The organism is Paraburkholderia lebeckiae (genome assembly GCF_050436225.1).
Lineage (GTDB): Bacteria > Pseudomonadota > Gammaproteobacteria > Burkholderiales > Burkholderiaceae > Paraburkholderia > Paraburkholderia tuberum.
This window is the reverse complement of record NZ_JBNDLU010000001.1, coordinates 370,619-388,892: the sequence shown is the minus strand read 5'-3', so window position 1 is coordinate 388,892 and position 18,274 is coordinate 370,619. Positions and strand designations below refer to the sequence as shown.

Below are 18,274 nucleotides of genomic sequence, written 5' to 3'. Positions count from 1 at the left end.
GCGCGATGCCCGACACTCATGCGATTCCCGTCGAGCACGCGCGCGCGGCCTTCCTCGAAGCCTGCGCGCTCGACGTCACCACGCCGAAACCCGGCAACGTCAGCACCCAAAGCCCCGGCCACGGCATGCACGCGGCCCAGTTCCTCGCCAGCGCGGACGCTTCGCTCGATGCGCTATTCGCGCGCGGCGAGCGCGTCGGACAGCGCATTCTCGACGCGGTCACGCGCACGCGCGCGGCCGTCGGCTGCAATACGAATCTCGGCATCGTGCTGCTGGTCGCGCCGCTCGCCGCGGCCCTCGACGAAACCGGCGAACCGCCGGTGTCGGCGCAAGCGTGGCGCGCGGCCGTCGGCGACGTGCTGAGCCGGCTCGACGTCGAAGACGCCCGGCTTGCTTACCGCGCGATCGCGCTCGCCAATCCCGGCGGCCTCGGCGACGCGCCCGAGCAATCGGTCCACGCACCGCCGACGATCGGCCTATGCGACGCGATGCGGCTCGCCAGCGAACGCGACAGCATCGCGCGGCAGTACGCGAACGGTTTCGCCGACCTGTTCGACACCGGCCTCGCCGCCTACTTCGAAGCCTCCAGACCGACGCCCGAACCTGTGCCCGCCGATCCAGGCGAAATCGCGATGCTCAACGTGTTTCTCACGTTCCTCGGCGGATGGCCCGACTCTCACATTGTGCGCAAGCACGGCCTCGCGCTGGCGCAGAGTGTCACGCTCGTGGCACGCGAACAGCACGCGCGCTGGCGCCAAACGCGATCCGCCGCGCGCCGCTCGGCAAGCGATCCGCAACTCGATGCTTGGGATGCCGAATTGAAGGCTCGCGCGATCAATCCCGGCACCAGCGCTGACCTCGCGGTGGCCACGCTTTTTCTTGCGCGCTGTGTCGAAGGGCGCGGTTAACCCTGAATCGTCTGGACTGAACACGACCCGAACAGGCGCGCCAGCAGGCCCTTTGCCACAACTGGCACGGAACCTGTTAGTTAGTACCGCCGTGCATTCCCGCACCGCTCTCGCGATGCTGATCTGGACGATCGCGGGCGGCGCCTCGTCAGCAGGTCCATACCTACTCTTTTGGAGGAACAGAATGGCCAAGATCAACCGCGTCATGATCGGTGAGTCGCTCGTCGGCGACGGCAACGAGGTCGCGCACATCGACTTGCTGATCGGACCGCGAGGTTCGGCTGCGGAAACCGCGTTCTGCCACGCCCTCACCAACAACAAGGACGGCTTCACGTCGCTGCTCGCCGTCGTCGCGCCCAATCTCATCACGAAGCCCAATACGATCCTGTTCAACAAGGTGACGATCAAAGGCGCCAAGCAGGCCGTGCAGATGTTCGGCCCGGCGCAGCACGCGGTCGCGCTCGCGGTGGCCGACAGCGTCGAGGACGGCACGATCCCGCAGGAAGAAGCCGACGATCTGTTCCTTTGCGTCGGCGTCTTCATCCACTGGCAGGCCGAGGACGACAAGAAGATCCAGCAGTTCAACTATCAGGCGACGCGCGAGGCGATCAAGCGCGCGGTCACCGGCGACCCGAGCGCGGCTGAAGTGGTCGCGAAGAAGGGCAGCGTCGCGCATCCGTTCGCGCCGAACTGACGGCTCATGCAAGCGCAGGAGACGCGGCGCCGTTGCCGGCGCCGCCTCCTCGCGCATCCCGTCGCCTCGCGGCCGCAAGGCACGCATCTCGCGCAGCGGTTCGCGAAGCAGGTTCAATGCTCTCGCAGAGGCATTCAATGACCAACAGATGTCGCGCGCTTCTCGCCTTTACCTCGCTCGTGCTCGCCGCGCCGCTCGCGTGGGCGGGCGGCTACAACTATCCGACCGAGGGTCGCGTCGAATACGTGCTCAGCTGCATGGACGATAACGGCCACGATTTCGCGAACGTCTACAAGTGCTCGTGCGTGATCGACAAGATGGCCGCGTCATTGCCGTACGACGAATTCGTCGACCAGTCGACCTTTTCGAAGTACGCGACGCTAGGCGGCGAAGGCGGCGCGGAATTCCGCGTCGACCACGCCAAGGCGCAAACCAAGCGCTTCCGCGCGCTGCAAACCAGCGCATATCAGGCGTGCGGACTCGGTCCGCAGAAAACGTCGACCGTGGCTAAATGACCACGGCCTGAAACGCGCCGGGCGTTCTGCGCGCCCGGCCCGGCGCCGCCCGCTCGGCGCCCCGGCTCGGCGCCCCCGGCTAGGCGCCCCCCGCTCGGCGCGTCCCTCAATTCGGCACCAGCCCCTCGCCCAGCGACGCGTACCGCGCGAGACCCACGGCCGCCGCCGAGCCATCGCCGCGACGCCGCTCGATCTGCACGCCGACAGCCGCGAGGTCGGCGAACTTGGCCGGCTTCGCGAGCGACACGCGCACCCAGTGCGCGCCGAAGTCGGCGATCAGCAGTTGCGCGATCGTCTCGGCAAGCGCCTCCAGCAGCCGCACGCGATGCGATGCGAACAGCTCGAGCAGCGCCCCGCGCACGGCCGCGTAGTTGACCGTATCTTCGATCCGGTCCGTCGCGCAGGCGCGGATCGCTGGCACGCCGATAGCCAGGTTCACACGCACCGGTTGCGCGACATGCAACTCGCTGCTATCGATACCAATGACCGTCTGGCCGATGAAGTTCTCGATGAATACGATGTCGAGGCGCTCGGGCAACGCGCCGACTTGCGAGCCGGGATCGGCGCCGAGGCTGGAAAATGCGGCAAGGCGAACAGTATCGAAACGATCCATGATTTGATCTCCGCCGCGGCGCGGCCCAGGATTGAACAGCCAGTGATGACGAGCGAAACGATGCAACAGTAGAACAGTAGAACTGAACGACGCGCGGCACACTCTGTGCCGAAGCTGCGACAGGCATGCAATCTGCATCCCGTTTAACGCGTCGCTCATCGAGAAAAGCAAATTCCGGGCACAGTGAGGTAAACCCAGTGTGACTTTCTGTTGAACCAATCCTGCATCGGGCGTACAGTTTTAAACACCCGCCTCGTAGTAGGGCCGGTCGCGAGGGCGCAGGCGAACCGAGATTCCGCCGCACCAAGGGCAGGCAGGCTTGATAAAGCGGCATTCGCGGCGTGCGAAGCAGTCACGCTTCCGAAATGACGCAACGGAGACAAATCCCATGTCGTTGCTCGCTGACAGCAGTACGCACGTCCGGGAAGTTCTGAACGTGGTCAACCATCAGTTGACCACGCGCCCGACAAGCGAACCCGTAGCTCAGTCGTGGACGCGCTGCATCAACGAATTCCAGCTGGACCCCGCGCGTTTCGTGCCGCCGCCGGTGCTCACCGAGTACGAACTCAGCGCGCGCCGTGAGGCGCTCGGCGATCTGATCGCGTGTTCGAAGCTCGAGATGACGACGCTCTACCAGCAACTGGCCGATCCCGAGCTCGCGGTCGTGCTCGTCGATTCTGGCGGCGTGATCGTGCATCAGGTGTCGTCCGTGCCGTTCGCCGAGGCGGTCGCCGTCGACGGCTTTCGCGTCGGCGCGCTGTGGAGCGAACGCGAAGCCGGCACCAACGGCATGGGCACCTGTCTCGCGGAGCGCGACTGCATTGCCGTCTGTCAGAACGAGCACTTCTATCCGCGCTATACGTCGCTGACGTGCTCGGCTGCGCCGATCTTCGACGATGGCGGCGAAATCGCCGGCGTGCTCGACGTCACGAGCCGCTCGAAGCTGCTGCAGCAGCACTCGCTGGTGCTGGTCGGCATGTCGCGGCAGATGATCGAAAACCGTCTGCTCGATGCCCGTTACCGGCACGCCAACATGATCCATTTCCACAGCCGCCCGGAATTCGTCGGCACGCTGCACGGCGGCAAGCTCGCGGTCGGCGACGACAGCACCGTGCTCGCCGCGAATCGCAGCGCGCTGTTCCAGCTGGGCTTCCGCTCGCTGAGCGAGCTGCGCGGCCGGCGCATCGAGGAAGCATTCAACGCGTCGCTCGAAGACATGATCGCGCGCAGCATTCGCGGCTCGTTCCATCCGGTCACCGTCTACAGCGCGAACGCGACGAACCGCTTTTTCCTCGTCGCGCAGACGCCGCAGAACGCCACGGGGCGCGTGACGCGCGTGCTCGTCCCCGACTCCGCCATGCGCGCCAACGCCGCCGAAAAACACGAGAAGCACGACAAACATCGGCCGGAGCCGAAGCTCGACGAGATCGCGCACCTCGAATTCGGCGACCCGCGCATGGCCTCGCAGATCCAGTTGGCCGCGCGCGTGATCCAGCGCAAGATTCCGATCGTGCTGCGCGGCCAGACCGGCACCGGCAAGGAAGTCTTCGCGCAGGCGTTGCATAGCATCAGCCCGCACGCCGCCGGTCTGTTCGTGCCGGTCAACTGCGCGTCGCTGCCGGAGAACCTGATCGAGAGCGAGCTGTTCGGCTATCGCGCGGGCGCATTTACCGGCGCGCAGCGCGAAGGACGGCGCGGCAAGATCGTGCAGGCCAACGGCGGCACGCTGTTTCTCGACGAGATCGGCGACATGCCGCTCGTGTTGCAGGCACGCCTGCTGCGCGTGATCGAGGAACACGAGGTCACGCCGCTCGGCGCCGAGACCACCGTCAAGGTCAATTTCCAGCTGATCAGCGCGAGCCACCGCAATCTGCTCGAACTCGTGCAAAGCGGGCAATTCCGCGAGGATCTGTACTACCGGCTCAAGGGCGTCGAGCTGAATCTGCCGGCGCTGCGCGAGCGCGTCGACAAGCTGCCGCTGATCCATCATCTGCTCGCCAACGAAACCGACGATCCGCCCGATCTGACGCCGGAAGCCGAACACGCGCTGCTGACCTACGCGTGGCCCGGCAACATCCGTCAGCTGCGTCACGTGTTGCAGATGGCCATCGCGCTGTCCGACGGCGAGCCGATCCGCTGCGAGCATCTGCCGCCCGAGGTCACGCAACGCACGTCGACGGTCGACCTGCCGATCGCGCTGCGCCTCGCGAACGCGGACATGGACGGGCATCTCGCCGACGACGCGGACATTTCTTCGCTGAACGCGATCCAGCTGAACGAGCGCGAAACGGTGCTGTCGCTGCTCGACGAGCACCGCTGGAACGTCAGCAACGTCGCGAAGGCGCTCGGCATCAGCCGCAATACGCTGTATCGCAAGATGCGCCGGCTGCACATCCGGCTGTCGCATGAAGGCTCGCCGGCCGACGGCATGCCGTTCGATCTCGACGCATGACGGGGTCGTCCCTCAGGTCCCCCAGCGAGACTGCTCGCAAGGGCGCCCGCGATCTCGCGGACTTCAAGCCGGATGCGCACTTCGCGTGGTGCGTGACCGGCTCCGGTCATATGCTGGAAGAATCGATCGCGCTCGCCCGGCGCTTGCCCCTCGTCGATCTGTTTCTGTCCGCGGCGGCCGAGGAAGTGCTGCCGCTCTATGGCTGGTCGCTCGACAAGCTGCGCGAACACTTTCGCGTACTGCGCGACAACAGCGCGAGCGGCGTGCCGGTCGGCATGCTGTATCACGGCGTCTATCACACGGTCGTGATCGCACCCGCCACCAGCAACACGGTCGCCAAATGTGCTTACGGCATCTCGGATACGCTGCCGACCAATATGTATGCGCAGGCCGGCAAGCAATGCATCCCCGGCATCGTCTTTGCGTGCGACACCGAACCGAGCGTGATCACGCATAGCCCGGACGAATGGGTCGAACTGCGGCCACGGGCGATCGAACTCGACAATGTCGAGCGTCTGGCGCGCTTCGAATACACGACGCTCGCGCGCTCGCTCGACGAACTCGAAGCGGCGCTCACCCAACGCCTCGCGACCCTCGACCTCGCATGGACCACCTCCTCTTCCTGACCGGCCGGCTTGCCGAACCGAGCCTGCGGCGCGTGCTCGACGGCATGGCGCCAACGCCGTTCAGTTGGGAGGTGCGCGAAATCGGCCTGCAAGTGGCCGGGTTGATGACCGCCGACCTGATCCAGCGCCGCGTGAGCGCGCCGCTCGCCGCGCAGCGCGTGATCGTGCCGGGCCGCTGCCGTGGCGATCTCGACGCGCTGAGCGCGCACTACGGCGTGCCGTTCGAACGCGGTCCGGAGGAGGTCAAGGACTTGCCGCAGTTTTTCGGCCGCAAGGCGAAGCCGTTCGATCTGAGCCGCTACGACACGGAGATTTTCGCGGAGATCGTCGATGCGCCGCGCCTCGACCTCGACGGCATCGCGGCAAGGGCGCGCGAGTATGCGGCCCAAGGCGCGGACGTGATCGACATCGGCTGTCTGCCGGACACGCCGTTTGCGCATCTCGAAGACGCGGTGCGGCGGCTGAAGGCCGAAGGCTATCGTGTCAGCGTCGATTCGATGCGCAACGACGAACTGCTGCGCGGCGGCCGCGCGGGCGCCGACTATCTGATGAGCCTGAACCTCGACACGCTATGGATCGCCGACGAAGTACCGTCGACGCCGATCCTCGTCGCGCGCGAACCGGCCGACCCCGCCTCGCTCGACGCCGCGATCGACGCGCTGTCCGCGCGCGGCCGCGCGTTTCTCGCCGATCCGATTCTCGATCCGATTCCGTTCGGGCTGGCCGCGTCGATTGCGCGCTATGTGCGTTTGCGCGAGCGCTATCCCGACATCGCGATCATGATGGGCATCGGCAACGTGACCGAACTGACCGAGGCCGACACGAGCGGCATCAACGCGGTGCTGCTCGGCATGGCGGCTGAATTGCGCGTTGGCGCGGTGCTGGCGACGTCGGTGAGCCAGCACGCGCGGCGCGCGTTGCGCGAAGCCGATGTCGCGCGCCGCGTGATGCACGCCGCGCGCGATGCGCAGGTGCTGCCGAAGGGCATCAGCACCGAACTCGCGACGGTCCACGCGAAACGGCCGTTTCCGTACAGCGCCGAAGAAATCGGCGAATTCGCGCGCGGCGTGCGTGACCCGAATTTCCGCGTGCAGATCAGCGCCGACGGCATTCACGTGTACAACCGCGACGGCCATCGTCGCGGCGACGATCCGTTCGCGCTGTACCCGCAGTTGAACCTCGAAACAGACGGCGGCCACGCGTTCTATATGGGCGTGCAGCTTGCGCGCGCCGAGATTGCATGGCGGCTCGGCAAGCGCTTCGATCAGGACCAGCCGCTCGACTGGGGCTGCGCTGTCGACCGGCCTGAAGAAGATCTCAGCGCATGGTGCGCGCCGGGCGAGACGATGAAAAAGCGCTGAAACAGCAGCGCCATCACTGCATGGCGGCCACCCCCGCGTGTTCGTCGACAGTAACCAGTTCGCCGCGCATGCCGCGGATCGCCTGCGCGCGATCGCCCGCACCGAACACGGCCGACCCGGCAACGAACACGTCCGCGCCCGCCGTGGCGATACGCGCGATGTTCGACGCCTTCACGCCGCCGTCCACTTCGATCAGCAAGGGCCGCCCGGTGCGCTGCATCGTCGTGTCGACGCGCTCGCGCAGCAACCGCAGCTTGTCGAGCGTTTCGGCGATGAATGCCTGCCCGCCGAAGCCCGGATTCACCGACATCACCAGCACGACGTCGAGCATCTCCAGCACGTGATCGAGCGCCGCGAGCGGCGTCGCCGGATTCAGCGCCAGCCCCGCGCGCGCGCCGTGCGAGCGGATCAGGTCGATGGTCCGATGCACGTGCAGCGTCGCCTCCGGATGAAAACTGATCAGGTTCGCGCCGGCCTCGGCAAACGCCGACACCAGCGGATCGACGGGCGCGGTCATCAGATGCACGTCGAACGGCAGCGTCGTGTACGGCCGGATCGCCGAGCACACGAGTGGGCCGACCGTCAGGTTCGGCACGTAGTGGTTGTCCATCACGTCCAGATGAATCCAGTCCGCGCCGGCCGCCGTCACGTCGCGAATCTCGTCGGCGAGCCGGGCAAAATCCGCCGACAGCAGCGACGGAGCAATCAGGAATTCGCGCATTGCGTTCTCCGTGGCAGTGGCGTTAGTGGTAGCGGCTCGCCATCGTATCGAGCGGCAGCGGCTTGATGCGCGCCGCCTGCCCCGCGCAGCCGAACGCCTCGAATCGCTCGACGCAGATCGCGCTCGCCGCGGCGGTGGCGGCCTTCAATGCCGCGCGCGGATCGAACTCCGCGCGCGCATTGGCGAGCGACCTGCGCATCGCGCCGCTCATCGCGAGACGGATGTCGGTGTCGATGTTGACCTTGCGCACGCCGTGCGCGATGCCGCGGCGGATTTCGTCGACGGGCACGCCGTAGGTGGTCGGAATCTCGCCGCCATATTCGCGGATCACCGCGAGCCATTCCTGCGGCACCGACGACGAACCGTGCATCACCAGATGCGTGTTCGGAATGCGCGCATGGATATCGGCGATCCGGTCGATCGCGAGGATGTCGCCGGTCGGCTCGCGGCTGAACTTGTACGCGCCGTGCGACGTGCCGATCGCGATCGCGAGCGCATCGACGCCGGTCGTGTCGACGAAGCGCCGCGCTTCGTCCGGATCGGTCAGCAGGTGCTCGCGCGTGAGCTTGCCTTGTGCGCCGACGCCGTCCTCTTCGCCTGCCGTGCCGGTTTCGAGCGAACCGAGACAGCCGAGTTCGCCTTCCACCGACACGCCGACCGCATGCGCGGCGTCCACCACGCGCCGGCTCACCTCGACGTTGTAGTCGTACGCGGCGGGGGTTTTCTGATCGGGCAGCAGCGAGCCGTCCATCATCACCGACGTGAAGCCCGAGCGGATCGCCTGCTGACACACCGCGGGGCTCGCGCCGTGATCCTGATGCAGCACGAGCGGAATGTCCGGGTGCGCTTCGAGCGCGGCGAGCACCAGATGGCGCAGATACGGCTCGCCGGCGTACTTGCGCGCACCGGCCGACGCCTGCAGGATCACCGGGCTATCGGTCGCCTCGGCCGCGCGCATGATCGCGTGAATCTGCTCCATGTTGTTGACGTTGAACGCGGGCACGCCGTAGTCATGTTCGGCCGCGTGATCCAGCAGTTGCCGCAGGGTGATGAAGGCCATTGCGTGCTCCTCGATATGAAATGAAATCTTGGCGAGCGGCGGGCTCAACGCGCGCGGTCCGCGACGCGCCGCGCTTCGTCGATCACCGCCTGCGCGTTCAGCCCGAAATGCTCGAACAACGCGGCGGCCGGGGCCGATTCGCCGAACGTATCGATGCCGACCACGCCACCGTCGAGCCCGACGTATTGCCGCCAGAACGCGCGCACGCCCGCCTCGATCGCGACACGCGGCACGCCCGGCGGCAGCACGACGTCGCGCCAGGCGCGCGGTTGCCGGTCGAACGCGGTGGTCGATGGCATCGATACGACGCGCGCGGCAATACCGGCGGCCGCGAGCGGCGCGATCGCATCGAGTGCGAGGGAAACTTCCGAGCCGGTGGCGATCATAACGATGCGCGCCGGTGGCTCTTGCCCTTCTTCGGTGGGCCAATCGCGCAACACGTACCCGCCACGCGCAATCGCGGCGACCTGTTCGGCGGAGCGCGTCACGAAGCGCAGGTTCTGCCGGCTCAGCAACAGACACGACGGCCCGTCCCGTTCCACGGCGCCGACCCACGCCTGCGCGGTCTCGACGGTGTCGCACGGACGCCAGACGTCGAGCCCCGGAATCAGCCTGAGGCTCGCCGCGTGTTCGACCGCCTGATGCGTGGGTCCGTCTTCGCCGAGTCCGATCGAGTCGTGCGTGAACACGAAGATCGAGCGCGTCTTCATCAGCGCGGCCATACGCAACGCGTTGCGCGCATAGTCGGAGAACGTCAGGAAGGTGCCGCCGAACGGCAGGTAGCCGCGATGCAGCGCGATGCCGTTCATCACCGCGCTCATGCCGAACTCGCGCACGCCGTAGTGCACGTAGTTGCCGCCGCGCAGACCGTTTTCGTCACAGCGGACATCGACCGCGCCCGGCCAGTCCGTCAGGTTCGAACCGGTCAGATCGGCCGAGCCGCCGAGCAGCTCCGGCAGGCAGCGCGCGAGCGCGGCGATCGCCTTTTGCGAAGCCTTGCGCGTCGCGATCGATTCGGCCGCGCCATCCGCATCGCGCAGCAGCGCGCGAACCGTGTCGTGCCAATGCGCGGGCAAGCTGCCATCCATACGTCGTTCGAATTCGGCGGCTTCCATCGGATAGTGCCGGCGATACGCGTCGAAACGCGCGCGCCACTCGGCTTCAGCGGCGGCACCGCGCTCGCTCGCGTCGAAGTTCGCGCGAATCCCGCCGGGAATCTCGAACGGCGGATGCGGCCAGCCGAGCGCGCGGCGAGTGCGTTGCACCTCGTCGGCGCCGAGCGGCGCGCCGTGTACATCGTGCGTGCCGGCCTTCGACGGCGCGCCCTGGCCGATCACCGTGCGGCAACAGATCAGCGTCGGCCGGCCGGTGGCGCGCGCCGCGTGCAACGCGCGATCGACCGCATCGACGTCGTGGCCGTCCACCTCGCGCACCACGTGCCAGCCATAGGACGCGAAGCGCGCGGGCGTGTCGTCGCCGAACCATTGCGCGACGTGGCCGTCGATCGAGATGCCGTTGTCGTCGTAGAGCACCGTCAGCTTGTCGAGCTTCAGCGTGCCCGCGAGCGACGCCGCTTCGTGCGAGATGCCCTCCATCAGGCAGCCGTCGCCGACGAACACGTAGGTACGGTGATCGACGACCCTATGCCCGGGCCGATTGAACTCGCGCGCGAGCAAGGCCTCGGCGAGCGCCATGCCGACGCCGTTCGCGAGCCCCTGGCCGAGCGGCCCGGTGGTCGTCTCGACGCCTGGTGTCACGCCCACTTCGGGATGCCCCGGCGTTTTGCCGTGCAACTGGCGAAAACGCTTCAATTCGTCGATCGGCAGGTCATAGCCCGTCAGATGCAGCAGTCCATAGAGCAGCATCGAACCATGCCCGTTCGACAAAACGAACCGATCGCGGTCGGGCCAGGCTGGATTGCGTGGGTTGTGCTTCAAATGCCGGTCCCACAATGCGACCGCGATCTCGGCCATGCCGAGCGGCATGCCAGGGTGTCCCGACTTCGCGGCTTCCACCGCATCGATTGCGAGCATGCGCAGCGCGTCGGCCATCGAGCGCGTGGCGGGTGCGTCAAGCGGTTGCGCGACTGCACTCATCGAATCTCTCCTTGCGAAATGAACCTCGGTATCCGTCTGATACCGCTCAGGCGCGCGAGCGTCGGTCGATCAGTTGCAGGATCATCGGCGTGAAGATCAGTTGCATCGCGAGTCCCATCTTGCCGCCCGGCACGACGATCACGTTCGGGCGTGACATGAACGAGTCGTGCAGCATCGTCAGCAGATACTGGAAGTCGATACCCTTCGGCCGCGCGAAGCGGATCACGACGAAGCTCTCGTCCGGTTGCGGAATCTCGCGGGCGGTAAACGGATTCGACGTGTCCACGGTCGGCACGCGCTGGAAGTTCACATGCGTGCGCGAGAACTGCGGGCAGATGTAGTTCACGTAGTCGGGCATGCGCCGCAGGATCGTGTCGACCACCGCTTCGTGCGTGTAGCCGCGCATCGTCTGATCGCGGTGCAGCTTCTGGATCCATTCGAGGTTGATGATCGGCACGACGCCGATCAGCAGATCCGCATGCCGCGCGATATCGACCCTGCCGGTCACCGCCGCGCCATGCAGCCCTTCGTAGAACATCAGGTCGGTATTGGGCGCGACCTCCTCCCATGGCGTGAAGGTGCCGCCGTCCTGCTTGTACAGTTGCGCTTCGCCCGCGTCGTGCACGTAGTGGCGAAGCTGCCCGCTGCCGTTTTCGCCGTAGCGCGTGAACAGCGTTTCGAGCTCTTCGAGCAGATTCGCTTCCGGCCCGAAGTGGCTGAAATTCGGCACACCGTCGCGTTCGCGCTCCTGCATCGCCGCGCGCATGCCATTGCGGTCGTAGCGATGGAACGCGTCGCCTTCGACGATCTGCGCATTGATGTGCTCGCGTCTGAAGATATGCGTGAAACTCTTCATGACGGTGGTGGTGCCGGCGCCGCTCGAGCCGGTCACCGCGATGATCGGATGTTTGACTGACATGCGTTTGTCTCCGTATGACTGTGTTCTGTGCGCTGAGCGCGCCGTCAGTCGCTGATCACGCCGTGAAATCCGGCAGGAACAACGAGCGCGTGCCGAACAGCGGCGACGTGAACGGCTTGTCCTCGCCGCGGTCGTATTCGCCGTGATAGCGCGCGATGCGCTCGACCTCGTTCTTCGAGCCGAGAATCACCGGCACGCGGCCATGCAGCGCACGCGGCGCGACGTCGAGAATGCGTTCCCGGCCGGTCATCGCGAGTCCGCCCGCCTGCTCGACCAGGAAGCTCATCGGGTTCGCTTCGTAGAGCAGGCGCAGGCGTCCTTCCATCGCCGGTGTTTTCGAGTCGCGCGGATACATGAACACGCCGCCGCGCATCAGGATGCGATGCACTTCCGCGACCATCGACGCGATCCAGCGCATGTTGAAGTCGCGCGCGCGGCAACCGCTGCGGCCGTCCTTGCACTCCTGCACGTAGCGGCGCACGGGCGGCTCCCAGAAGCGCTCGTTCGATGCGTTGATCGCGAACTCGCCGGTTTCCTCCGGAATCCGGATGTTCGAATGCGTGAGCACGAAGTTGCCGATGTCGCGCTCCAGTGTGAAGCCATGCGTGCCATTGCCGACCGACAGCACCAGCATCGTCGACGGTCCATACACTGCATAGCCGGCCGCGACCTGTTCGCAGCCCGGCCGCAGGAACGCGGCTTCGCTGGTTGCATCCTCTGCCGGGTCGCGCGTGCGCAGCACCGAGAAGATCGAGCCGACCACGCCGTTGATGTCGATATTCGACGAGCCGTCGAGCGGATCGAACGCGAGCAGATACTCGCCGCGCGGATAGTCCGGCGGAATCGCGTAGACGTGCTCCATTTCCTCGGACACCATCGCGGCCAGCAAGCCGTCCCACTCGCATTGCTGCACGAAGATCTCGTTGGTCGAGACGTCGAGCTTCTTCTGTTGCTCGCCGTGCGTGTTGAGCGTTTGCGCGGAACCGTAGTTGCCGCCTAGCGCGCCCTTGGTCAGCATCGCCGAGATCGACTTGATGGCCGCCGCTACGTCGATCAGCAGCGCGGAGAGTCCTGCAGTGTCGCGCGTGTCGTCCGTACACGGCGGGCGATCGAGCGTGTCGATCAGGAACTTCGATAGTGTCGTGCGTCCGTCCTGCATGGCGTTCTCCGTCGATGGTGTCGTGATTCAGCCCGGCGGCGCCGTGACGGCGCGCGCGGTGGAAGGCGATTGCGAGGACTGCGGCGGCGCGTCGAACACGCGGCTCGCGCGCACGTCGGCGGCATCGATCAGCGTCAGCGTGGCGGCGTCGATCGGCTCGCCGCCTTGCAAGGCGCTCGCGAACAGGCGGTTCGCCTGGCGCAGCCGCGCGCGGTCGAGGGCGTTGCGCACCGAGCGCGCGTTGGCGAAATTCGGTTGACGGATGCGGCGCGCCAGATAGTCGGCGAACGCGCGGCGCGACGCGGCATCGAAGCGGTAATGCATGGCGCCGAGCATCCGTTCGGCGATTTCGAGCAGCTGTGTTTCCTCGTAATCGGGAAACGTGATGTGATGCGCGATGCGAGACCGGAAACCCGGATTGCTCTCGAAGAACACTTCCATTCGCGACGCGTAGCCGGCCAGAATCACGACCAGATCGCTGCGCTGGTTCTCCATCGTCTGCAACAGAATTTCGATCGCTTCCTGCCCGTAGTCGCGCTCGTTCTCCGGGCGATACAGGTAATACGCTTCGTCGATGAACAGCACGCCGCCCATCGCGCGCTTGAGCACGTCGCGCGTTTTCGGCGCGGTGTGGCCGATGTACTGGCCGACCAGATCGTCGCGTGTGACCGACACCAGATGATTGCGGCGAATGTAGCCGAGCCGGTGCAACACTTCCGCCATGCGCAGCGCAACCGTCGTCTTGCCGGTGCCGGGGTTGCCGGAGAAAGAAGCACATATGCAAGGTCGGCGCGCCGCCCGCGAGACCCAGCGAAGCCCGCGCGCGCTCGACCAGCAGATGCGCGGCGACCTCGCGAATGCGCGTTTTCACGGGCGCGAGCCCGACCAGATCGCGATCGAGTTCGCCGAGCACGTCGCCGATGCCCGAGTCGCGGTACAGCGCCGCGAGGTCGATGTGGGGCGCGGCGGCGTCGCTGTGCGCGGTGGACGCGGGCAGTGCGTCCACGATGGCGGCGTCTGTCATGGTTCCTCCTAGCTGCGGGTGGGGTCGTGCGACCTGTCATAGGCATCAGCCCGCCGCGCCGTAACGCTCGCCCGCTGGCCGGTCGCCCGCGTAGCCCGTCATGCTGTAGCGCTGCGTGCGCCCCTGCGCGTCCTGCCGCAACAGCCGGAAGCCCGGCTCCACGTCCGGCCGGTTGACGATGAACGACAGGCGCATCGTCTCGAAGGTGCGCACCGAGTCGAACGCGTTGACCTTGATGTAGTGCTGCGGCCGCGCCTCGCGGCAAGCCCTGACCTCCTGCAACACGCCGGCCGCGTCGTGCAGGTCGAACATCGGCAGACCCCACATTTCCCAGTAGGTGTTGCGCGGATGCGGGTCGTCGGTGAATTCGACCGAACAGGCCCAGCCCTGGCGCAGCGCGTAGTCGATTTGCAGACCGATTTCCTCGTCGGTCAGCTCGGGCAGAAAAGAAAACGTTCCTTGAGTAATACGCATGACGAACCTCGTGGATGGATGTCGCGTTCGGAGCGGCGTCAACGGTGCCCCGCGCGGTGCCGTTGCACCGCGTTGCGGATGCGCTCGTGAGGCGCTCGCGGGAAAAGCTCGGCGTTGCTAGGCCGCCGTCGGCGTGGCGGCGAAATCGGGCGTATCGGTCGATGCGTAGTTGAAGGTCACGTCGCGCCACGTATCGAGCGCCTGCTTGAGCGGCGTGCACCAGCGCGCGGCGGCTTCGAGCACGTCGGGGCCTTCGCGCAGAATGTCGCGGCCCTCGTTGCGCGCCTTCACCATCGCTTCGAGTGCGACGCGGTTCGCGGTCGCGCCGGCCTGGATGCCGGCCGGATGGCCGATCGTGCCACCGCCGAACTGCAGGATCGCGTCGTCGCCGAACAGGTCGAGCAGTTGATGCATCTGCCCCGCGTGAATCCCGCCCGAGGCGACCGGCATCACCTTGCGCAAGCCGGCCCACGGCTGGTCGAAGAAAATGCCGCGCGACAGATCGACCGCGTTGTGCGCGTCGCGGCATACGTTGTAGTAGCCCTGCACCGACAGCGGATCGCCTTCGAGCTTGCCGACCGCGGTGCCCGCATGCGCATGATCGACGCCCGCCATGCGCAGCCATTTGGCGATCACGCGAAACGAGATGCCGTGGTTGCGTTGCCGCGTGTAGGTGCCATGCCCCGCGCGATGCAGATGCAGGATCATGTCGTGCCTGCGGGCCCAGCGCGACATCGACTGGATCGCGGTCCAACCGATCACGAGGTCGATCATCACGATGCACGAGCCGAGCTCCTTCGCGAATTCGGCGCGCTCGTACATGTCCTCCATCGTGCCGGCCGTCACGTTCAGGTAGTGCCCTTTGAGTTCGCCGGTTTCGGCCTGGGCGCGGTTCACCGCGTCCATCGCGAACAGGAAGCGGTCGCGCCAATGCATGAACGCCTGGGAATTGATGTTCTCGTCGTCCTTCAGGAAATCGAGGCCGCCGCGCAGGCCTTCGTAGACCACCCGTCCATAGTTTTTGCCCGACAGACCGAGCTTCGGCTTCACGGTGGCGCCGAGCAGCGGCCGACCATACTTGTCGAGCCGTTCGCGCTCGACGACGATGCCGGTCGGCGGCCCCTGAAACGTCTTCAGATACGCGACGGGGATGCGCATGTCTTCGAGCCGCAGTGCCTTCAGCGGCTTGAAGCCGAACACGTTGCCGATGATCGACGCGGTCAGGTTCGCGACCGAGCCCTCTTCGAACAGATCGAGTTCATAAGCGATATACGCGAAGTACTGCGGCTCGTCGGCGCGAGACACCGGCACCGGCTCGACGCGATACGCTTTCGCGCGATACATGTCGCAGGCGGTCAGGCGGTCGGTCCACACCACCGTCCACGTCGCGGTCGAGGATTCGCCGGCCACCGCGGCCGCTGCTTCCTCGGGTTCGACACCGGGTTGCGGCGTGATGCGAAACAGCGCGATCACGTCGGTGTCTTTCGGTTCGTAGTCCGGTTGCCAGTACCCCATCTCGCGGTATTTCATCACGCCCGCCGCGTACCGTTCGCGCGGATTGTGCGGATCGCGCGCTTGAGGTTCGGGCTGGATCGGCGGTTGACTGAAATCGTTCATGACGTGTCCTCGAAGGTGGCAAGCGCACTGCCGGAAGAACGAAGCGCTTGAGTTGCACTGTAGGCACGGACACGCCCAAGGTGAATTCACGATTTTATTTGGCAGACTTAACGGATCGGTTATCGCTATCACATCGTGAGGTTCTTTTTCGAGCCATGCGACGCGAATGGGAGCAGAATGTGTTGGTGAGCGAGGCGCGCGGCGTGACAGCGCAATCGAATTAGCGAATCGCGATGGCACACTTTGCTTCGTTTTCGCCACACCGCGCGGCTCTTTGCGTCTGGCAACCCGTGCGAGCGCCACGGCGTGGCGCAATTCGCCGGGTGCTGTATTGGCCGTCGAATGCACGCACGCCTGGCCGGCCGGTACGCGCGTGGGCACGGAGCTTGCATGATGCCGGCTGCCGTCGACACCGGGCATCACGCCGGGCCGGCGGCGCAACGCTGTTCCACCCGCTGTTTCAACCGAAGGAGGAAGCACGTATGCAATGGACGACTCCGAGCTACACCGACGTACGCCTCGGGTTTGAAATCGTGATGTATGTCGCTACGCGTTAAGCCCGCAACCGGGCCGCACGCCGCGGCCCCTTTGCGGTTCCCGTTTGTGTTTGACTTCTGCTGACGGCCGGCCTTCCGGCGCTGTCGGGACACACGTTCCCAGCCATGATCCACGAAACGATCGTCACCACGGCAGCGTGCGATGGCCGTCCCCATATCGCGCCAATGGGCGCGCGCTACGAGGGTGAGCGCATCATCCTTGCGCCGTTCCGTCCGTCGGTCACGCTCGACAACGTGATCGCGACGCGCGCGGCCGTGCTGAATTTCACCACCGACGTGCGTATCTTCGCCGGCTGCGTCACGCACTGCGCGACCGATTGGCCGACCGTGGCTGCGAGCCGCGTGCCGAGCGTACGTCTGGCCGAGTCGCTGGCCCACGCCGAGCTCGAACTCGACGAGCTGCGCGACGACGCGGAGCGCCCGGTGCTGGTGATGAAATGCGTGCACCGTGAAAACCACGCGCCGTTCGCGGGCTTCAATCGCGCGCAGTCGGCGGTCGTGGAAGGCGCGATTCTGGTGAGCCGGCTCTTCATGCTGCCGGCCGACAAGGTCGATCGGGAAATGGCGTATCTGCAGATCGCGATCGACAAAACCGCCGGCGACAACGAGCGCACCGCATGGAGCTGGCTCGTCGCCGCGATCGCGCGATATCGCGCGAGCCTCGAAGACGCGGCGCATCAAGCCGCCGCTTCGGCCCATCACTGAAAACCCTTCCTTCCGCGGAGAACCCAGATGACCGCATTGCTCGCGAGCGTCCGCTCGGCTGACGAAGCATTCGACGCCGCCCGCGCGGGCGCCGAGCTGATCGACCTGAAAGAGCCGGACGACGGCGCGCTCGGCGGCCTGTCGATCGGCGCCATCACGAACATCGCGCAACAACTTCGCGCGCGCTACCCGGTCAAGCCGATCAGCGCGGCAATCGGCGACGTGCCGGCCGATGCGTTCGACGAGATCGCCGCGCGCGTGATCGACGTCAGCGATGCCGGCGTCGACTATGTGAAGGTCGGCGTCGCGCGCGGACCGGCCGCGCGCCGCTGCATCGAGCAGCTCGCGAATCTGCCGGCTAGCGTCGTGCCGGTGCTGCTATGCGACGGCGGCATGGACGACGAACTGGTCAGCCACACCGCGGCGCTCGGCTTCGCCGGTCTGATGTTCGATACCGCGAGCAAGGACGGCGGCACGCTGTTCGATCACGTCGATGTCGACTCGCTCGCGCGCTGGTTGCGGCTCGCGCGTCAGCGCGGCGCGATGGCGGGCATCGCCGGTGCGCTCGGCTGGGCGCAACTGCCGCAGATCCGCGCGCTGGCGCCCGACGTGGCCGGTTTTCGCACCGCGCTGTGCGCCGACGGGCGCCGCTCGCGGCTCGACCCCGAGCGCGTCGCGCAATGGGCGAGCGCGTTGCACCGGCCGGCTGGAGAGATTCGCGTCGATGGCGGCGCGCCGTTGCCGGGCACGACCGACGCGACGCGGCTGTAGCA

17 protein-coding genes and 1 pseudogene are annotated in these 18,274 nt (G+C 66.4%); 9 read left to right on the top strand and 9 right to left on the bottom strand.

The annotated features are described in order from the left end of the window. The first annotated feature begins 5 nt into the window (after positions 1–5). From OKW45_RS01790 to OKW45_RS01780, 3 genes are all read left to right on the top strand, one after another. Positions 6–908: a triphosphoribosyl-dephospho-CoA synthase gene (locus OKW45_RS01790; RefSeq protein WP_429465530.1), complete on the top strand. Its 903-nt coding sequence runs from the start codon at positions 6–8 to the stop codon at positions 906–908. A gap of 184 nt (positions 909–1,092) precedes the next feature. After that, on the top strand, positions 1,093–1,602 hold the full coding sequence (gene fae / locus OKW45_RS01785; RefSeq protein ID WP_018424605.1) for a formaldehyde-activating enzyme: 510 nt from the start codon (positions 1,093–1,095) through the stop codon (positions 1,600–1,602). A gap of 137 nt (positions 1,603–1,739) precedes the next feature. Next, a complete protein-coding gene (locus tag OKW45_RS01780; RefSeq protein ID WP_018424604.1) occupies positions 1,740–2,117 on the top strand; it encodes a hypothetical protein in 378 nt (125 codons plus the stop codon). 106 nt (positions 2,118–2,223) lie between these two features. On the opposite strand, the gene OKW45_RS01775 is transcribed toward OKW45_RS01780, so the two are convergent. Further along, the gene (locus OKW45_RS01775) at positions 2,224–2,730 is read right to left on the bottom strand and encodes a dihydroneopterin aldolase (protein WP_018424603.1); all 507 of its coding nucleotides are present in this window, start codon (positions 2,728–2,730) and stop codon (positions 2,224–2,226) included. 388 nt (positions 2,731–3,118) lie between these two features. Between OKW45_RS01775 and OKW45_RS01770 the strand changes: the two genes are divergently transcribed. Genes OKW45_RS01770 through OKW45_RS01760 form a run of 3 tightly spaced genes read left to right on the top strand, consistent with a single transcriptional unit; the run spans position 3,119 to position 7,169 of the window. Further along, entirely contained in the window at positions 3,119–5,182 is a 2,064-nt protein-coding gene (locus tag OKW45_RS01770; RefSeq protein ID WP_429465528.1) for a sigma-54-dependent Fis family transcriptional regulator, read from the top strand. Beyond that, entirely contained in the window at positions 5,179–5,808 is a 630-nt protein-coding gene (locus tag OKW45_RS01765; protein ID WP_018424601.1) for a flavoprotein, read from the top strand. The genes OKW45_RS01770 and OKW45_RS01765 overlap by 4 nt, the downstream gene beginning before the upstream one ends. Continuing rightward, the gene (locus OKW45_RS01760; RefSeq protein WP_429465526.1) at positions 5,787–7,169 is read left to right on the top strand and encodes a DUF6513 domain-containing protein; all 1,383 of its coding nucleotides are present in this window, start codon (positions 5,787–5,789) and stop codon (positions 7,167–7,169) included. The genes OKW45_RS01765 and OKW45_RS01760 overlap by 22 nt, the downstream gene beginning before the upstream one ends. A gap of 13 nt (positions 7,170–7,182) precedes the next feature. On the opposite strand, the gene rpe is transcribed toward OKW45_RS01760, so the two are convergent. From rpe to OKW45_RS01720, 8 genes and pseudogenes are all read right to left on the bottom strand, one after another. Continuing rightward, positions 7,183–7,890: a ribulose-phosphate 3-epimerase gene (rpe, locus tag OKW45_RS01755; RefSeq protein WP_429465524.1), complete on the bottom strand. Its 708-nt coding sequence runs from the start codon at positions 7,888–7,890 to the stop codon at positions 7,183–7,185. A gap of 22 nt (positions 7,891–7,912) precedes the next feature. After that, positions 7,913–8,950 carry a class II fructose-bisphosphate aldolase gene (fba, locus tag OKW45_RS01750; protein WP_184006734.1) on the bottom strand — a complete coding sequence of 346 codons (1,038 nt, stop codon included), beginning with the start codon at positions 8,948–8,950 and terminating at the stop codon, positions 7,913–7,915. 44 nt (positions 8,951–8,994) lie between these two features. Next, positions 8,995–11,046: a transketolase gene (gene tkt, locus OKW45_RS01745; RefSeq protein WP_429465522.1), complete on the bottom strand. Its 2,052-nt coding sequence runs from the start codon at positions 11,044–11,046 to the stop codon at positions 8,995–8,997. Positions 11,047–11,092: 46 nt separating this feature from the next. Next, the gene (locus tag OKW45_RS01740) at positions 11,093–11,965 is read right to left on the bottom strand and encodes a phosphoribulokinase (RefSeq protein WP_429465520.1); all 873 of its coding nucleotides are present in this window, start codon (positions 11,963–11,965) and stop codon (positions 11,093–11,095) included. Between the two features lie 55 nt (positions 11,966–12,020). Further along, positions 12,021–13,124, bottom strand: coding sequence for a class 1 fructose-bisphosphatase (locus OKW45_RS01735; protein ID WP_018424595.1), 1,104 nt, complete (start codon positions 13,122–13,124; stop codon positions 12,021–12,023). 27 nt (positions 13,125–13,151) lie between these two features. Then, a pseudogene (gene cbbX, locus OKW45_RS01730) lies at positions 13,152–14,148 on the bottom strand (CbbX protein). Between the two features lie 45 nt (positions 14,149–14,193). After that, on the bottom strand, positions 14,194–14,622 hold the full coding sequence (locus tag OKW45_RS01725) for a ribulose bisphosphate carboxylase small subunit (RefSeq protein WP_027195078.1): 429 nt from the start codon (positions 14,620–14,622) through the stop codon (positions 14,194–14,196). Between the two features lie 117 nt (positions 14,623–14,739). Then, positions 14,740–16,239, bottom strand: coding sequence for a form I ribulose bisphosphate carboxylase large subunit (locus OKW45_RS01720; RefSeq protein WP_429465518.1), 1,500 nt, complete (start codon positions 16,237–16,239; stop codon positions 14,740–14,742). Between the two features lie 482 nt (positions 16,240–16,721). Here OKW45_RS01720 and pqqA point away from each other — a divergent pair, with 482 nt between their 5' ends. The 3 genes from pqqA to OKW45_RS01705 all read left to right on the top strand — a co-directional run bounded on the left by pqqA (position 16,722) and on the right by OKW45_RS01705 (position 18,272). Further along, complete coding sequence (gene pqqA, locus OKW45_RS39620) at positions 16,722–16,796, top strand: pyrroloquinoline quinone precursor peptide PqqA (protein ID WP_113062024.1); 75 nt, start codon at positions 16,722–16,724, stop codon at positions 16,794–16,796. Positions 16,797–16,901: 105 nt separating this feature from the next. Further along, a complete protein-coding gene (locus OKW45_RS01710) occupies positions 16,902–17,501 on the top strand; it encodes a DUF447 domain-containing protein (RefSeq protein ID WP_018424590.1) in 600 nt (199 codons plus the stop codon). Positions 17,502–17,528: 27 nt separating this feature from the next. Further along, on the top strand, positions 17,529–18,272 hold the full coding sequence (locus OKW45_RS01705) for a (5-formylfuran-3-yl)methyl phosphate synthase (protein WP_018424589.1): 744 nt from the start codon (positions 17,529–17,531) through the stop codon (positions 18,270–18,272). Positions 18,273–18,274 lie beyond the last annotated feature (2 nt).

Excerpts from the sequence above, each read along its gene's own strand:
- OKW45_RS01790 (WP_429465530.1), top strand. The coding sequence starts at position 6 with ATGCCCGACACTCATGCGATTCCCGTCGAGCACGCGCGCGCGGCCTTC.
- fae (WP_018424605.1), top strand. The coding sequence starts at position 1,093 with ATGGCCAAGATCAACCGCGTCATGATCGGTGAGTCGCTCGTCGGCGAC.
- OKW45_RS01780 (WP_018424604.1), top strand. The coding sequence starts at position 1,740 with ATGACCAACAGATGTCGCGCGCTTCTCGCCTTTACCTCGCTCGTGCTC.
- OKW45_RS01775 (WP_018424603.1), bottom strand. The coding sequence starts at position 2,730 with ATGGATCGTTTCGATACTGTTCGCCTTGCCGCATTTTCCAGCCTCGGC.
- OKW45_RS01770 (WP_429465528.1), top strand. The coding sequence starts at position 3,119 with ATGTCGTTGCTCGCTGACAGCAGTACGCACGTCCGGGAAGTTCTGAAC.
- OKW45_RS01765 (WP_018424601.1), top strand. The coding sequence starts at position 5,179 with ATGACGGGGTCGTCCCTCAGGTCCCCCAGCGAGACTGCTCGCAAGGGC.
- OKW45_RS01760 (WP_429465526.1), top strand. The coding sequence starts at position 5,787 with ATGGACCACCTCCTCTTCCTGACCGGCCGGCTTGCCGAACCGAGCCTG.
- rpe (WP_429465524.1), bottom strand. The coding sequence starts at position 7,890 with ATGCGCGAATTCCTGATTGCTCCGTCGCTGCTGTCGGCGGATTTTGCC.
- fba (WP_184006734.1), bottom strand. The coding sequence starts at position 8,950 with ATGGCCTTCATCACCCTGCGGCAACTGCTGGATCACGCGGCCGAACAT.
- tkt (WP_429465522.1), bottom strand. The coding sequence starts at position 11,046 with ATGAGTGCAGTCGCGCAACCGCTTGACGCACCCGCCACGCGCTCGATG.
- OKW45_RS01740 (WP_429465520.1), bottom strand. The coding sequence starts at position 11,965 with ATGTCAGTCAAACATCCGATCATCGCGGTGACCGGCTCGAGCGGCGCC.
- OKW45_RS01735 (WP_018424595.1), bottom strand. The coding sequence starts at position 13,124 with ATGCAGGACGGACGCACGACACTATCGAAGTTCCTGATCGACACGCTC.
- OKW45_RS01725 (WP_027195078.1), bottom strand. The coding sequence starts at position 14,622 with ATGCGTATTACTCAAGGAACGTTTTCTTTTCTGCCCGAGCTGACCGAC.
- OKW45_RS01720 (WP_429465518.1), bottom strand. The coding sequence starts at position 16,239 with ATGAACGATTTCAGTCAACCGCCGATCCAGCCCGAACCTCAAGCGCGC.
- OKW45_RS01710 (WP_018424590.1), top strand. The coding sequence starts at position 16,902 with ATGATCCACGAAACGATCGTCACCACGGCAGCGTGCGATGGCCGTCCC.
- OKW45_RS01705 (WP_018424589.1), top strand. The coding sequence starts at position 17,529 with ATGACCGCATTGCTCGCGAGCGTCCGCTCGGCTGACGAAGCATTCGAC.